Genomic DNA, 14323 nt, shown 5'->3' on the forward strand with positions numbered 1-14323 from the left:
TCACCGACGCACGGGGTTAGTCGTCGACGGTCGGCGTCCCCGGCGCCTCGGGGTCGTTGCGGTGGCACGCCGCCCAGCCGGGGTCGACCCCCTCGGGCGTCGTGGCGTCGATGTCGCCGGCGGCCACGCCCTCGTCGGCGTGGACCCGCCGGGGGGCGTCCGTCTCACACGGGGAGACGAACGCCTCGCGAACGGCGTCGGCGGCGGCCTCGTCGTTCCCCTCGGCGGCGTCGTGCGCGGCGGCTTCGACCGTCTCCGCGGCGTCCGCGGGGAGGTCCGCAAGCGTGCCGGGCAGCGACTGCTCGATGAGGTAATCGGCGATCGCTCCGGGATCATCGGTGCCGAGGCGCGTGGCGGCGGCCTCGGGGTCGACTTCCCCGTCAAGGAGGCGGTTCCGGAAGGCGAACGCCGCCCGGAACGCGGGCTGGTCGCCGGTCCAGTCCGCCGGCGGGATCACGGCCGGACACCGGGTGTGGAACCGGCAGCCCGACGGCGGGTCGATCGGGGAGGGAACAGTCCCGGTTAGCAGGGTGCGGTCCGTCCGCGTCTCCGGGTCGATCCGCGGGACGGCCGAGAGCAGCGACGCCGAGTAGGGGTGGGCCGGCGCCTCGAACAGCCGCTCGGTGGGCGCCGTCTCAACGATCTCGCCGAGGTACATCACCGCGACGCGGTCGGCGACCTGCCGGACCACCGAGAGGTCGTGGGTGATGAACAGCATGGCGATGTCGAGCTCCTCCTGCAGCTCCTCCAGCAGGTTGAGGATCTGCGCCTGGACGCTCACGTCGAGCGCCGAGGTGGGCTCGTCCGCGACGAGGAACTCCGGCTCGACGGCCAGCGCGCGGGCGATGGCGACCCGCTGCTGTTGGCCGCCCGAGAACTGGTGGGGGTAGCGGTCGACGTGCTCGCGTTCGAGGCCGACGCGCTCCAGCAGGTCGCGGGCGCGCTCCAGCCGGTCCTCGGCGTCCGCCCCGATGTCGTGGACCTCCATCGGCGCCGTGAGGATCGAGCCGACGCTCTGACGCGGATTGAGCGACGAGAGCGGGTCCTGGAAGATCATCTGCATCCGCCGGCGGTACGGCCGCATTTCCCGGTCGGAGAGGCCGCCGATCTCGTCGCCGTCGAACCGGATCTCGCCGTCGGTCACGTCCTCAAGGTTGAGCACGGTACGGCCGAGCGTCGACTTTCCGCAGCCGGATTCGCCAACGACCGCCAGCGTCTCGCCGCGCTCGACGGCGAGGTCGACGCCGTCGACCGCCTTCACGCTGGCGGACTCCCCGACGAGCTTGTCGAGGAAGCCGTCGCCCTGCGGGTAGTGCTTTTTCAGCCCGCCGACGCGCAGGAGCGCGTCCTCGCGAGTGCTCGAAACGCCGGCGGTGTCGGCGTGGTTACCGTCGACGCCAGCGGACGCCGAGTCGTGTTCCGGCGTGTCGGCGCTCATAGGCGCTCACCCTCCGGGCCGCGGCGGAGACACGCCGCCTCGTGGTCCTCGCCCACGTCACGGAAGTGGGGGTCCTGTTCGTAACACGCCGACTTCGCCTCCGGACACCGCGGCGCGAACTTGCATGGCGGCTGCTCGCCGACGCCCTCGGGGACGCTCCCGGGGATCGGCTGGAGGTCGGCGTCCGGGTCGTCGACCCGGGGCGTGCTGGCGATCAGCCCCTGCGTGTACGGGTGCGAGGGGGAGTCGAACAGCGTCTCCGTCGGGGCGCGCTCGACGATCTCGCCGGCGTACATCACGTTCACGCGGTCGCAGGTCTCCGCGACGACCGCAAGGTTGTGGGTGATGAGCAGGATCGTCGTGTCGAACGCCTCCTTGAGGTCGCGCAGCTCGTCGAGGATCTGCGCCTGGATCGTCACGTCGAGCGCCGTCGTCGGCTCGTCGGCGATCAGCAGGTCGGGCTCACACGACAGCGCGATGGCGAGCATCGCCCGCTGGCGCATCCCGCCGGAGAACTCGTGGGGGAAGTCGCCGGCGCGCGCGGCGGGCTCGGGGATCTGGACCGCCTCCAGCATCTCGATCGCCCGGCGCCACGCCTCGCTGTTCTCGGCGGCGCCGAGGATCTTCCGTTTCATCTCGGCCGACAGCGAGACGGACTCGCCAACGTCCTGGTTCAGCCGGACCGTCTCGGCGATCTGCTCGCCGACGGACAGCGTCGGATTGAGGCTGTGCATCGGGTCCTGAAACACCAGCGAGACGGTGCTGCCCCGAAGCTCGTTGAGCCGTTCCTCGTCGGCGTCGACCAGCGATTCGCCGCGGATCCGCACGTCGCCGCCGACGATCTCGCCGGGGTCGTCGACGAGCCCCATGATCGAGCGTGCGAGCACGCTCTTGCCGGAGCCGGACTCCCCGACGAGCCCGACGATCTCGCCCGAGTCGAGCGAGAGGTCGACGCCGTCGACGGCGGTGACGGTGCCGCGGTCCGTGTGGAACGCGGTGTGGAGCCCCTCGACTTCCAGCAGCGATGCCTCCTCGTCGACGGCGGGCGCGGCGTGTCCGTTCGGGGTATCCGGCGCGTCGCCGGAGGGGGTGGAGCTCATCGGTCGCTCACCTCGCCCTCCTTGACGTCGAACACGTCACGCAGCCCGTCGCCGAACATGTTGAACGCGAGTACGGTGATCATGATGGCGAATCCGGGGAAGATGGAGATCCACCAGGCCTGCGAGAGGAACTGGCGGCCCTCCGACAGCATCAGCCCCCACGTGGGGGTGGTCGGCGTGACGCCGAGCCCGAGGAACGAGAGCCCCGCTTCCGCGAGGATCGCCAGCGGGATCATCAGCGTCACCTGCACGATGATCGGCGCGACGGCGTTGGGGAGGATCTCCTTCGTCATGATCCGGCGATCCCCCATGCCGACGGCGCGCGCGGCCATCACGTACTCCTCCTCACGCAGGGAGAGGACCTCCCCGCGCACCAGCCGGGCGAAGTCGTCGATGAACGCGACGCCGATCGCGATGATGACGTTCCAGACGCCGAGCCCGCCGGCGAACGCGATGATGCCGGCCGCGAGGATCAGCGTCGGGAACGCCCACTGGAAGTCGACGTACCGCATCAACACGGTGTCGACCCAGCCACCGTAGTAGCCGGCGACGACGCCGATGGCGGTGCCGACCGTGAACGCGAACAGCACGGTCGCGGCGGCGACCAGAAGCGACACCTGCGCCCCGTAGATGATCCGCGAGAGCACATCGTGGCCGTAGGAGTCGGTGCCGAGCAGGTGGAAGAACTCCCCGTCCGCGGTCGTCGAGTGAGTGGCCGGCTCCTGCAGCACGGTGAACGTCGTGTTCGGGTCGTACGGCGCGAGGATCGGCGCGAGCAGCGCGGTGAACACGAACCCGACGACGACGACGGCGCCGGCGAGCGCCTTCCGGTCGTTCCGGAGGCCGGCGACCAGTCGTTCGCGGAAGGTGCGGCGCGGCTCGACGTTCCCGTCGTCCTGGAAGCGTTCGGGCGGCGCCGCACCGGGGTACGCCTCGCCGGCAGCGGTGCTGCCGGGAGCGTCGCCGGCGGCTTTCGTGCTGTCGTCGGTCGGGGCATCCGGCCCCGTGGGATTGGTGCCGCTCATTGCTCACCCCCGTAGCGGATCCGCGGGTCGATGAACGTGTACAGGATGTCGACGGCGAGATTGGTGAACACCATGATGGCGGCGACGAGCAGGATGACCGCCTGGGTGACCGGGTAGTTCCGGTCGAGGATCGAGTCCACGAGCATCCGGCCGATGCCGTTGATGCCGAAGACGATCTCGACGGTGACGGAGCCGACGAGGATCAGCGCGACCTGGATCCCGGCGACGGTCACGACCGGGATCAGCGCGTTCTGCATCGCGTGTTTGTACAGCCGCACGCGGGAGTCGACGCCCTTCGCGCGCGCCGTCGTCATGTAGGGCTCGTTCATCGTCTCCAGCAGCGACGACCGCATCATCCGCATGACGATCGCCGCATACGGGAGCCCGACGGCGATACCGGGGAGGATGATGCTCTCCAGCCACGGGACGAACCCGTCGCCGATCGGCGTGTAGCCGTAGATCGGCAGCCAGCCGAGCTGGACGCCGAACACGATCGCCAGCAGGATGCCGATGAAGAACGCCGGCATCGAGAGCCCGAGGAACGCCACGACGGTGGCGACGTAGTCGGCGGGCTCGTGTTTCCGCGTCGCGCTCACGATCCCCGCGGGGAGCGCCAGCGCGAGGCCGACGACGACGCCGACGATGGCGATGGAGAAGGTTCTGGGGAACGCCGACGACAGCAGTACGGTGATCTCCTGACCGGTCGTGATGCTGGTCCCGAGGTCGCCGACGAACAGCCCCGAGAACCAGTCGAGATACTGGACGTACAGCGGCTGGTCGAGCCCCATCTGGGTTTCGAGGGTCTCGACGGCTTCGGGCGTCGCCTCCGGGCCGAGCATGGCGCGGATCGGACCGCCGGGGATAGCCCGGAGCCCGAAGAAGACGACCGTCGCCACGAGCCACATCACGAAGAGCGCGTGGAGAACGCGTTTCGCGACGTACTGCTTCATTCCTCGACCCAGACCTCGTGGAAGTTACGGAGGAACGACGGAATGTGGGTGAAGCCGCCGACGTGGTCGCCAAAGCCCACGACGTCCTCCTCGTGGACGAGGTAGGCGTCGGGCGCGTCACGGATGAGGACGTCCTCGAGCTCCTGGAGGATCTCGGCACGCTCGTCCTGGTCGGCGGCGCGCCGCTGGTCGCCGAGCAGGTCGTGGGCCTCCTGGCTCTCGTAGTTGTACCAGTTCCAGACGCCGCCCTCGTCGGGCAGCCGGTAGAAGTTCCAGACGGACTCCTCGGGGTCGGGTTTCTGGACGCTGCCGGAGACGGTCATGTCGTAGTCGCCGTCCTCGTAACGCTCCCAGTAGGTGGAGTCGGTGACCTGGTCGATCTCGACGGAGAGTCCGAGGTTCTCCAGCTGGTTCTGAACGGTCCGTGCCGCGCGCAGACTTTCCTGCGTCTGCATGATCTGGAACTCCTCCTCGTCGTCCATCAGCGGCGTCCCCTCAAGCAGCTCCTGTGCCTCTTCCGGGTCGTGGGCCTGCGTCTGGTCCTTCTCGTCGTTCGGGCGGGCGACCCACTCCGGGAGCGGACCGAACACGCCCGTCGCGGGTTCCGCGTAGCCGAAGAAGGCGTTCTGGGCCAGTAGCTCGTTGTCGATCGCCTTCGCGATCCCGCGACGGACGTCGACGTCGTCGAACGGCTCGCGATCCTGGTTCATCGAGAAGCCGAGCCAGCCGTTACCGACGACGCCGCTGATCTCGATCTCCGGGTTCCCCTCGACCTCGTCGACGTTCTCGAGCGGGACCTGGTTCGCGAAGTCGATGTCGCCCGCCTGAAGCGCGTTGACGATGGTTCCGGGCTCCGGGATCATCTCGATGTCGACGCCGTCGAGATACGGGAGCTGGTTCCCCTCGTCGTCGGTCTCGTGGTAGTCGTCGAACGCGTCAAGCGTGATGTGCGATCCGACCTCGTGTTCGGCGACCTCGAACGCGCCGGTGCCGACGGGCTCCAACGAGTACTGGTTGACGCCCATCTCCTCGAGGGCCGTCTCGTTGATGATCGCGCCCACGCGGCCGGGACCGCGCGTGAGGTGTGCAAGTGCCGCGGCGTTCGGGCTCTCGAAATTGAGCGCGACGGTGTAGTCGCCGATCACTTCGACGCCACCCTCGTCGATGGGCTGGAGGTCGGCGAGCCGCGACGCCTGTGGTGCGTTCTCCTGGATGTTGTGCCGGAGCGTGAACTCGACATCCTCGGCAGTGAACGCCTCGCCGTTGTGGAACGTCACGTCGTCGCGGAGCTCGAACTCGTAGCGGAGCCCGTCGTCGGAGACCTCCCAGTCGGTCGCGAGGTCGCCGACGATCTCGACGTCCTCGTTCAGCGTGACGAGGCCGTTGAAGATGTTTGCGGAGATCTGGAAGTACTGGCCGACGCTGATGTACGCCGGTGCGAGGTCGCCAACCTCACCCAGGTACCAGCCGGCCGTGATCCGTCCGCCCTGCAGGTCGTCGTCGTCGACCTCGCCCGGATCCGGTCCGTCATTGCCGCCGTCGCCGCCACCGCCGTCGTCGCCGTCGCCGTCGCCCGCACAGCCGGCGAGCGCGCTGACTCCAGCAGCTCCGAACAGTTTCGTGACGGTTCGTCTGTCGACGTGAGGTCCGGAGAGCTCCTCCGGGTCGAATTGCTGTGACATGCGGTTACACATGGGTGGGATATCCATGTGGTTGAGTGTTTCACCGAATATATCCGGACCGCGGCAGCGTTTGTGATCCGCCGTCCTCATATTGCTGTTCAGGAACACGGATCGATCATCCAAAAACGAACTTCCGGGACGTACGTACACACCAATGGCTGGTTCGGACCATGAGCGCCGAACGCCGGGACTCGATGATGGTGCCGAAACCGCTATCACCCTCCGTCCGCTGACGGAGGTATGCGCGAGGTGACGCTACGGATCCGCCACAACGGCGAGCCGGAGTGTGAAGTGAGTGCCCGCCACCCCGACGTGACGATCCGCTCCGTCTCCTCGATGACCGGTCGAACCGCCGAGCGGAAGCGGATCATCGAACTCGAGGGGCCGACCGACGCCATCGAGTCGTTTCTCGTGGCGTTCCGCGAGACCGAGTCCGTGCTCGAAGCCGAGCCGCTCTCCCCGCTGAGTGGCGACCACGTGTACGTGGCGCTCGTCGTCGACGCCTACGAGTGGGACAGCATCTCCGAGCGGCTCTCGGATATGGGCATCCACTACCGAATGGGAACGACGATCACCGCCGGCGTGGAGCGCTGGACGCTGTATCTCGACCCGGATGACGACCTCTCCGGCGTGATGCGGTCGCTTGAGCGCGGCGGCAACGACGTCGAGCTCGCCCGAAACGTCCACCTCTCGGAGATCGACCGGCCGCCCCAGCTGGAGGTAAGCCGCTTTCTCGACGACCTCACCCGTCGTCAGCGGGAGGTCCTCGCGACCGCCATCGGCGTCGGCTACTACGACCACGGCGGCGGCGTCGGCGTGGAGGCGGTCGCAGAGGAGCTCGACCTCGGCACCACGACCGTCTGGGAGCACCTTTCGCGCGCGGAGGCGAAGGTGATGTCCGGGATCGCCGACCGGCTCGTGGAGTGAGCGGTCGACGGCCACACCACCGCCCGCCTCCACACCACCGCCCGCCCCCACACCCGCCGACCGCCGACTGTTTACCCGTCGCCCGCGAACGCCGGCCATGACCAGCGGTCCCGCTCCACCTCTCGACCCAGCCGCCGTGCCGCCGGGCGCCGACACCGTGCTCGTTCGGGTCGGCGCCATCGGCACGAAAAGCGAGTCCGTCCGGCGCAACATGCAGGGGACCCTCGGTGAGAATCTTCGAGCCCTTCTCGCGGACCGTGGGATCGACGCCGCGGTGGAGCACCGACGAAATCGCCCCGTGCTCACCTTCGAGGACGCCGACCCGGATCCGGCCGCCGTCGCCGCGGCAACGGACGCTGCCACCGACGCGCCCGGCGTCGTCTCCGCAAGCCCGGCAGCCACCGTCGAACCGACCCACGACGCGGTCGTGGACGCCCTGGCGCGGGTCGCGGCAGCGGGCTTCGAGGGAGAAACCTTCGCCGTTCGTGCGTCCCGTGTCGGCACGGACTACCCCTTCGACAGCAGGGACCTCGAACGCGACGGCGGCGCGGCCGTCGCCGGAGCGCTCGCCGACCGGGATCCGACCGTCGACCTCGACGACCCCGACTACACGGTCCGGACCGAGGTTCATCCGGACCGGGCGTTCGTCTTCGACGAGAAGCGACCCGGTCCCGGCGGGCTTCCGCTGGGAACCCAGCGGCCGCTCGTCGCGCTGCTGTCCGGCGGGATCGACTCGCCGGTCGCCGCCTTCGAGGTGATGTCGCGGGGCGCGCCCGTCATCCCCGTCTACGTTGACCTGGGAGACTTCGGCGGCCCGGACCACCGGGCGCGCGCCGAGGCGTCCGCCCGCCAGCTGGCGACCTACGGCCCGAACCACCTCGACGAGCTCCGCGTGGTCGACGGCGGCCCGGTCTGCCGGGAGCTCGCCGACACGATGGACACCGGCCGGATGCTCGTCTTCCGGCGCTTTCTCTACCGTGTCGCCGCCGAGATCGCCGCCGCGGAGGGCGCGACCGGCGTCGTCACGGGCGAGGCGATCGGCCAGAAGTCCAGTCAAACCACACAGAACCTCTCCGTACTCGACTCCGCGACCGAGTTTCCGGTCCACCGTCCCCTCCTCACCGACGACAAGCCGACGATCACGGAGCGTGCCCGCCGGCTCGGCACCTACGAGTCCGCGGAAATATCGGCCGGCTGCAACCGGTTCGCCCCCGACCAGCCGGAGACGGGCGCCGGGCGCGCCGAGATGGCGGATCTCGTCCCGGACTGGCTCCGCGAGCGCGCGGCGGACGCTGCCGAGGCGGCCGAGCGAGTTGACCTGTCCGCGGAGCGTTCGTAGCGCTAGACGCGGGGGTTTTAATCGTCCGGGCGCGTTCCCACCACCATGACGGACCGACCCGTGTCGCTGCCGGCCGCCCAGTACGAGCGTCTCGCGGCGCTCGCCGACGCCCGCGGCCTCGACGTCGAGACCCAGCTCGCCCGACTCGTCGACGACGCCTACGAGGGTGCCGGAGCGACCCCGGAGGACGGGCTGCCGCTCGGCGTCTGTGACGGCAGCGAGCGTGAGTGAGGGCGCCGGACTAAGGCCGTCGCCGTCGACCACGCTTCGACGCGGCGACCATCTCGGAGCACGACCCGCCGGCCACGACGACCGCCGACAACGTATAAACCTTCCTCCGGTTCCGGCCGGTGAGGAACGCCCCTGAACCACTTTAGTAGTGCATCCTGTACGACCGAGTGGGCAGCGGCACCCTGACATCACCTCGCGTCGACCGCGACGCGAAGAACCCACCGCAGCCAACGGCTGCCCACCTGCGTGAACACTATCCGACGCCCGTACGGGGGATTCCCCTACGGGGGTCATCTTCGGCGCCCGCGGGGGATCCCTCCCCGCGACCGCGCCCCGGCGGTCGCGGGCGTCCCCCCGCGACAGCCCCTCTTTCCGTCTCCCGTGCGTCCGCCCCCGCTCCCGGGGCGGACGCACACCCATCCACCCGCCGCCCCGCTCGTCCCAGCGGATCGGCGGCGCTCTCACCCTCGAAGCGGCAGCTCCACGCCGTTCGCCAGGTTCCTCACTCGCGCAAAAGTGGCCGACGTCGCTCAATTGTCGAGTTCGTCTTTGCGGTAGACGCCGAGCGCGCCGCCGAGCGCGTGCTGGCGTGGTTCGACGAGGTCGCCCATCCGACCGATCGGGAACCGGGTGGCGCGGCGGCGGACGCGACGCCGGCGGCAACCGCGGCAACCGCGGCGCCCCCCCCCCCGGCACACGCCGGCGACGAACCCCACCGATCTTGCCGGGAAGCGACCGCCCGTGACCCTCCGTGTCGAAGGGGCGGACATGCGAACCACCGAGGCCTTCGTCGGCCTGCGCTGTGTCGACTGTGAGGAGCACTTTGACGCCGAAACAGCCACCCACCGCTGTCCCGACTGCGGCGGCATTCTGGACCCCGACTACGACTACGACCGCATTCGGGTGACGCCCGAGGATCTCCAGGCGCGCCCGTTCTCGTCGATGTGGCGCTACGAGGAGCTGCTCCCGTTCCCCTCGGGCGTCGCAGTGTCGCTCGGCGAGGGGGCGACGCCGCTCGTTGAGTGTCCCGACCTCGCGGACGCGATGGGCGTCGGGCGCGTCCTCCTGAAAGACGAAGGCGACAATCCGACGGGGACGTTCAAGGACCGCGGGCAGGCGGCGGCGATGACCGCCGCCGTCGAGCACGGTGCCGCCGACGTGGCGCTCAACTCCGCGGGCAACGCCGGGCAGGCGGCCGCCGCGTACGCCGCCTGCGCCGACCTCGACGCGCACGTCTTTCTCCCGTCGCGCGCCGGGTTCACGCAGAAGGCGATGGTGGAGGTCCACGGTGCCGACCTCACCGTGACCGACCCCGTCGGCGGCACCTCCCAGATCGGTGACGCGGGGAAGGCGTACGCCGCCGCGATGGACGAGAACCCCGACTGGTACTCCACGAAGACGTTCGTCACGCCGTACCGTCACGAGGGGAAGAAGACGATGGCGCTGGAGCTGCTCGAACAGCTCGACTGGGAGGCGCCCGACGCCGTCGTCTACCCGACCGGCGGCGGCGTCGGCCTCGTCGGGATGCACAAGGCTGCCCGGGAGGTCCGCGACCTCGGCTGGACCGACGAGCTCGCCCCGATGTACGCCGCGCAGGCCGCGGGCTGTGCGCCGATCGTCGAGGCGTTCGAGGCGGGCGCCGACCGCCACGAGCCTCTCTCCGACGACGAGATCACCACTGCCTGCAACGGGATCGCGATCCCGGACCCCGGCGCCAGCCCGATGATCCTCGACGCGCTCCGGGAGTCCGACGGCGGCGCCGTCGCCAACACGGACGCCGAGATCCTCGACGCCGCGATCGAGGTCGCCCGCGAGGAGGGGCTGGAGATGGGCGCGACCTGCGCCGCCGCGGCCGCCGGCGCGTTCACGCTGGCCGAGCGCGGCGAGTTCGGCCCGGACGACACCGTCGTCCTGCTCAACACCGGGGCCGGCAACAAGGACGTGGACACCCTCCGCGCGCACGTCGGCGAGCGCGAGGACGAGGGCGTGGGTGGGGCCTGAGACGGGGTTATAAGAGGCGATACGGGACGATCCCCGTCGGAGACGCTGCTAATCGGCGATCTGGGATGTGCTGAGAGCGGAGCCGGGAGAAACGCCGGCGTCGCCGGCGACCACTGATACGGGCTCTGTGGGAACTCCATCCTTCAGGCACATTCTCGCCTGAAACAGCCGGTCGATGCGGACTGCTTGGTGACCGGCTGTTCCATTCTTCTCCGCGTTTGAAGAAGAAGATTTCAACAGAGTCCGTTGAGCCAGAATTGTTAATTATTATGTGGCGGATTAACGGCCATAATGAACACATCTGGAGACATCGGATCAATAGTCAGCTTCGTTATAGCAATCATAATATTTCAAATAATTGAGTTGTTCACGATAGGATTCCCGCTCCACAACTATCTTAATGAGTTCCACTGGCTCTTCATTCAAGCGGCGATTATAGCAGTAGCTACGGCACTCTTCATTTCTCATCTAGATGTTGAGCTGAAACAGTTTCTGCCAGTGGCGGTGATTATACCCTTTGCGGTATTCTTTCTCATAGCGTTCATTATTAGGGCACGGGCCCCACCTTTTGGTTTTAACTTAATCTCACAGCTTCTCGGGTTTCTCGGAGGTGCCACAATTTGGGTAGCGTATGTATACTGGAGAAGATTCATCAGTTAAGCCGTGAGGTGTTGCCCGCGTTAGATTGTTCCCCTGTATAGACCGAGGCTGGGTCGGCATCGGTCACCTGATGGGGGTTTCAACGAACCCGATAAGGAACGCTCCGCCGCTCATCGTCCACCGATAAAACGAGCCGACGACTCTACTCCAGTTCGAGCAGCTCGGCGACCTCGTCGAGGTAGTCGTCGTAGATGCCGATGGCGGACTCGATCGGGTCGGGCGACGCCATGTCGATGCCGGCGAGCTCGACGACCTCCAGCGGGTAGTCGGAGCCGCCGGCGGCGAGCATCTCGCGGTAGTCGGCGGCGGCCGCCTCGCCCTCCGAGAGGATGCGCTCGACGATGGCGGCGGCGGCCGCGATGCCCGTCGAGTACTGGTAGACGTAGAAGTCGTAGTAGAAGTGCGGAATGCGCTGCCACTCGCGTTCGATGCCGCCGGTGAGCTCGGCGGGCTCGTAGTAGTCGCCCTTGAGCTCGGCGTACATCTCGTCCAGGGCGTCCGGCGTGAGCGGCTCGTCGTTCTCGACCGCCTCGTGGATCCGCTGTTCGAAGGTGGCGAACATCGTCTGGCGGAACAGCGTCGAGCGGAACCGCTCCAGGTACTCGTCGAGCACGTGCGTCCGCAGCTCGGGGTCCTCGACGTTCTCCAGCAGGTAGTGGGTGAGCAGCGTCTCGTTAACGGTGGAGGCGATCTCCGCGACGAAGATCTCGTAGCTGGCGTCGTGCCAGCGCTGTTCGTCGCCGGCGAGCTCCGAGTGCATCGAGTGACCGAGCTCGTGGGCGAGCGTGTACATCGAGGAGATGTCGTCCTGGTAGTTCATCAGAATGTACGGCTGGGTGTCGTACGTGCCCGAGGAGAACGCCCCCGAGCGCTTGCCGCGGTTCTCGTACACGTCGACCCAGCGGTCCTCCAGCCCCTCGGCCATCCGCTCCTGGTACGCCTCGCCCAGCGGGGCGACCGCCTCGATCACCCACTCTTTCGCCTGCTCGTACTCCACGTCGGGGCCCTGCTCGCCCGTCAGCGACATGTAGAAGTCGTGGCTCTGGAGCTGTTCGACGCCGAGTGCCTCCGCCTTCAGGTCGGCGTGCCGGTGGAGCACGTCGAGGTTGGCGTCGACGGTGTCGACCAGCGTGTCGTACACCTCAACCGGAACGTTCGAGCCGTCGAGCGCGGCGGCGCGCGCGGAGTCGTAGTCCCGGATGTCGGCGCTGATCGTGTGCTCGCGGACGGCCTTTTCGAGCGAGGTGCCGACGGTGTTGCGCACGTCGGCCCACTCGTCGTAGAACGTCTCGTGGACGCGCTGGCGGAACTCCCGGTCCGGGTTCGTCTGGAGTTTGGTGAAGTTCGCCTGCGTGATCTCGACTTCCTCGCCGTCGGGGTCCTCCACGGTGCCGTAGGTGAGGTCGGCGTTCGTCAGCATCGAGTAGATGTCGCTCGGCGCGGAGGTGACCTCCGAGAGGTCGGCCAGCACCTCCTCGACCTCCGCCGAGCGCGTGTGCGGTTTCATCCGCAACACGTCGTCGAGGTAGTGCTCGTAGTCGGCGAGCTCCGGCTCCGCCTCGACGAACGCCTCGACGTCATCCTCGGTCAGCTCCTGCAGCTCGGGTTCGAGGTACGAGATGGTGCTCGACGCCTCCGACCGCAGCGAGGAGGCCTTCGCGGACATCGCCTGATACTCCTGGTCGCGCGTGTCCTCGGCGCTGCGAAGCCGGGCGTACACCGCCACCTGTCCGACCTCGCGGAAGATCTCCTCGCGAAGCTCCAGCAGCTCCAGCAGCGTCTCGGCGTCCTCGGTGACGCGACCCTCGTAGTCGGCGAGCTCGTCGATGCGCCCGGCGACCGCCTCGTACGCCTCCGCCCACGCCTCGTCGTCCGGGAAGATGCTCTCCAGATCCCACTGATACTCCGCGTCGATGTCCGCCCGTTCGGGAACCGAGCTCATACTATCGGGTTGCCGTCCCGTCGTGTAAGCCTTGCTGAAACCGGAAGACACGTCGTCCCCGTTGTCGCCGGCGTGGGTGGGCCGTCAGCGTGTTGGGCCGTCAGCGTGACCGGGCCGTCGGCGTGACTGGCTCGCCGACGCGTTCGTCACCCGGTCGGTCAGCGTTCCTCGACCCACTGGTCGAGGTCGACGACGAGCACGAGCGCGTCCTCCCCGTCCGGGTAGTAGCGCGGCACCCGCCGAAGCGGCTCGAACCCCTCGTCGGCGTACAGCGAGCGCGCGGCCTCGTTGCTCGTGCGCACCTCGAGTTTCACGACGGCGGCACCCTGCGCGTGCAGCCGGAGGAGCGCGGCGCGCAACAGCGCGCGACCCACCCCCTCGCCGCGGGCGTCGGGTGCGACTGCGAGGTCCTTCACGTGGCCGATATCCCGGCCGAAGTTGGGCGTGGAGTCGGCGACGACGTAGCCCACGATCTCGCCGGTGGCTCCGTTACTGGACGTCCCCACGGGGGCTCGCTCCGCCACCAGAAACGCCGGCTCCTCGAGAAAGCGCTCGAACGCCTCGAACGGCCACGGGTCCGAAAAGCAGGCGGTCTCGATCCGCTGGACTGCCAGTAGGTCGGCGCGTTCCACCTCCCGTATGGCCGTTTCGACTGGCGTCACGGTCCGACGTTCGCCCTCCGCGCCGATAAGGACGACGGCCCCGGCGGGTGTTTTCCCTTTTAAGCGAGTACGACCTGATTCCGGATGTGTGACCTCGGGAGTAGGTGTAGTACGTGGTTGGTGGGGGAGTTTATGAGTGGGGCGTTGGTGGGGTTGTTCCCCCTTTATAAGCAGAGGTTGTCCGGTGAGTTGCTGGTTTTGCGCTGGAGAGGACCGCCTGCAAAGCCCCAGCCGGCTCCGGTCGAGGGGCTCGCTGTGCTCCTCGCTCTCGACACCGCCCGCTGCGGTGCTTGGCGTCGCCCGTCGTCCCGGAGCCGGCTGCCCCTTTGAGTCCCGCCCCGCACAGCACAGCAACCGCGCCTCATA

Annotated in this window: 12 protein-coding genes; 5 read left to right on the plus strand and 7 right to left on the minus strand. The window is 68.3% G+C overall.

Features of this window, described 5'->3' with window-relative positions; translation table 11 throughout:
* Positions 1 to 16 precede the first annotated feature (16 nt).
* The 5 genes from ACYQ07_RS10930 to ACYQ07_RS10950 are packed head-to-tail and all read right to left on the minus strand — an operon-like array spanning position 17 to position 6195.
* The gene (locus ACYQ07_RS10930) at positions 17 to 1438 is read right to left on the minus strand and encodes an ABC transporter ATP-binding protein (protein ID WP_459881373.1); all 1422 of its coding nucleotides are present in this window, start codon (positions 1436 to 1438) and stop codon (positions 17 to 19) included.
* On the minus strand, positions 1435 to 2538 hold the full coding sequence (locus ACYQ07_RS10935) for an ABC transporter ATP-binding protein (RefSeq protein ID WP_459881376.1): 1104 nt from the start codon (positions 2536 to 2538) through the stop codon (positions 1435 to 1437). The genes ACYQ07_RS10930 and ACYQ07_RS10935 overlap by 4 nt, the downstream gene beginning before the upstream one ends.
* Entirely contained in the window at positions 2535 to 3563 is a 1029-nt protein-coding gene (locus ACYQ07_RS10940) for an ABC transporter permease (RefSeq protein WP_459881378.1), read from the minus strand. Before ACYQ07_RS10940 ends, ACYQ07_RS10935 begins: the two co-directional genes overlap by 4 nt.
* Positions 3560 to 4513, minus strand: a complete 954-nt coding sequence (locus tag ACYQ07_RS10945; RefSeq protein ID WP_459881381.1) for an ABC transporter permease — start codon at positions 4511 to 4513, stop codon at positions 3560 to 3562. Before ACYQ07_RS10945 ends, ACYQ07_RS10940 begins: the two co-directional genes overlap by 4 nt.
* The gene (locus ACYQ07_RS10950) at positions 4510 to 6195 is read right to left on the minus strand and encodes an ABC transporter substrate-binding protein (RefSeq protein ID WP_459881384.1); all 1686 of its coding nucleotides are present in this window, start codon (positions 6193 to 6195) and stop codon (positions 4510 to 4512) included. Before ACYQ07_RS10950 ends, ACYQ07_RS10945 begins: the two co-directional genes overlap by 4 nt.
* A gap of 240 nt (positions 6196 to 6435) precedes the next feature.
* On the opposite strand from ACYQ07_RS10950, the gene ACYQ07_RS10955 reads away from it, so the two are divergent.
* From ACYQ07_RS10955 to ACYQ07_RS10975, 5 genes are all read left to right on the plus strand, one after another.
* Positions 6436 to 7122 carry a helix-turn-helix domain-containing protein gene (locus ACYQ07_RS10955; RefSeq protein ID WP_459881387.1) on the plus strand — a complete coding sequence of 229 codons (687 nt, stop codon included), beginning with the start codon at positions 6436 to 6438 and terminating at the stop codon, positions 7120 to 7122.
* A gap of 97 nt (positions 7123 to 7219) precedes the next feature.
* Entirely contained in the window at positions 7220 to 8461 is a 1242-nt protein-coding gene (locus ACYQ07_RS10960; protein WP_459881390.1) for a tRNA sulfurtransferase, read from the plus strand.
* A gap of 45 nt (positions 8462 to 8506) precedes the next feature.
* The gene (locus tag ACYQ07_RS10965) at positions 8507 to 8692 is read left to right on the plus strand and encodes a hypothetical protein (RefSeq protein WP_459881393.1); all 186 of its coding nucleotides are present in this window, start codon (positions 8507 to 8509) and stop codon (positions 8690 to 8692) included.
* Positions 8693 to 9460: 768 nt separating this feature from the next.
* Complete coding sequence (locus tag ACYQ07_RS10970) at positions 9461 to 10693, plus strand: threonine synthase (RefSeq protein WP_459881396.1); 1233 nt, start codon at positions 9461 to 9463, stop codon at positions 10691 to 10693.
* Positions 10694 to 10984: 291 nt separating this feature from the next.
* Positions 10985 to 11353, plus strand: a complete 369-nt coding sequence (locus ACYQ07_RS10975; RefSeq protein ID WP_459881399.1) for a hypothetical protein — start codon at positions 10985 to 10987, stop codon at positions 11351 to 11353.
* A gap of 142 nt (positions 11354 to 11495) precedes the next feature.
* Here the strand turns inward: ACYQ07_RS10975 and pepF are convergent, their stop codons facing one another.
* Positions 11496 to 13295, minus strand: a complete 1800-nt coding sequence (gene pepF / locus ACYQ07_RS10980) for an oligoendopeptidase F (RefSeq protein ID WP_459881401.1) — start codon at positions 13293 to 13295, stop codon at positions 11496 to 11498.
* 158 nt (positions 13296 to 13453) lie between these two features.
* Positions 13454 to 13957 carry a GNAT family N-acetyltransferase gene (locus ACYQ07_RS10985; RefSeq protein ID WP_459881404.1) on the minus strand — a complete coding sequence of 168 codons (504 nt, stop codon included), beginning with the start codon at positions 13955 to 13957 and terminating at the stop codon, positions 13454 to 13456.
* Positions 13958 to 14323: the final 366 nt, after the last annotated feature.

This window comes from Halorubrum gandharaense (assembly GCF_054654575.1).

Bases quoted from the DNA above. Each gene is read 5' to 3' on its own strand.
- ACYQ07_RS10945 (WP_459881381.1), bottom strand. From the start codon at position 4,513: ATGAAGCAGTACGTCGCGAAACGCGTTCTCCACGCGCTCTTCGTGATG.
- ACYQ07_RS10950 (WP_459881384.1), bottom strand. From the start codon at position 6,195: ATGTCACAGCAATTCGACCCGGAGGAGCTCTCCGGACCTCACGTCGAC.
- ACYQ07_RS10930 (WP_459881373.1), bottom strand. From the start codon at position 1,438: ATGAGCGCCGACACGCCGGAACACGACTCGGCGTCCGCTGGCGTCGAC.
- ACYQ07_RS10960 (WP_459881390.1), top strand. From the start codon at position 7,220: ATGACCAGCGGTCCCGCTCCACCTCTCGACCCAGCCGCCGTGCCGCCG.
- ACYQ07_RS10975 (WP_459881399.1), top strand. From the start codon at position 10,985: ATGAACACATCTGGAGACATCGGATCAATAGTCAGCTTCGTTATAGCA.
- pepF (WP_459881401.1), bottom strand. From the start codon at position 13,295: ATGAGCTCGGTTCCCGAACGGGCGGACATCGACGCGGAGTATCAGTGG.
- ACYQ07_RS10935 (WP_459881376.1), bottom strand. From the start codon at position 2,538: ATGAGCTCCACCCCCTCCGGCGACGCGCCGGATACCCCGAACGGACAC.
- ACYQ07_RS10955 (WP_459881387.1), top strand. From the start codon at position 6,436: ATGCGCGAGGTGACGCTACGGATCCGCCACAACGGCGAGCCGGAGTGT.
- ACYQ07_RS10940 (WP_459881378.1), bottom strand. From the start codon at position 3,563: ATGAGCGGCACCAATCCCACGGGGCCGGATGCCCCGACCGACGACAGC.
- ACYQ07_RS10970 (WP_459881396.1), top strand. From the start codon at position 9,461: ATGCGAACCACCGAGGCCTTCGTCGGCCTGCGCTGTGTCGACTGTGAG.
- ACYQ07_RS10965 (WP_459881393.1), top strand. From the start codon at position 8,507: ATGACGGACCGACCCGTGTCGCTGCCGGCCGCCCAGTACGAGCGTCTC.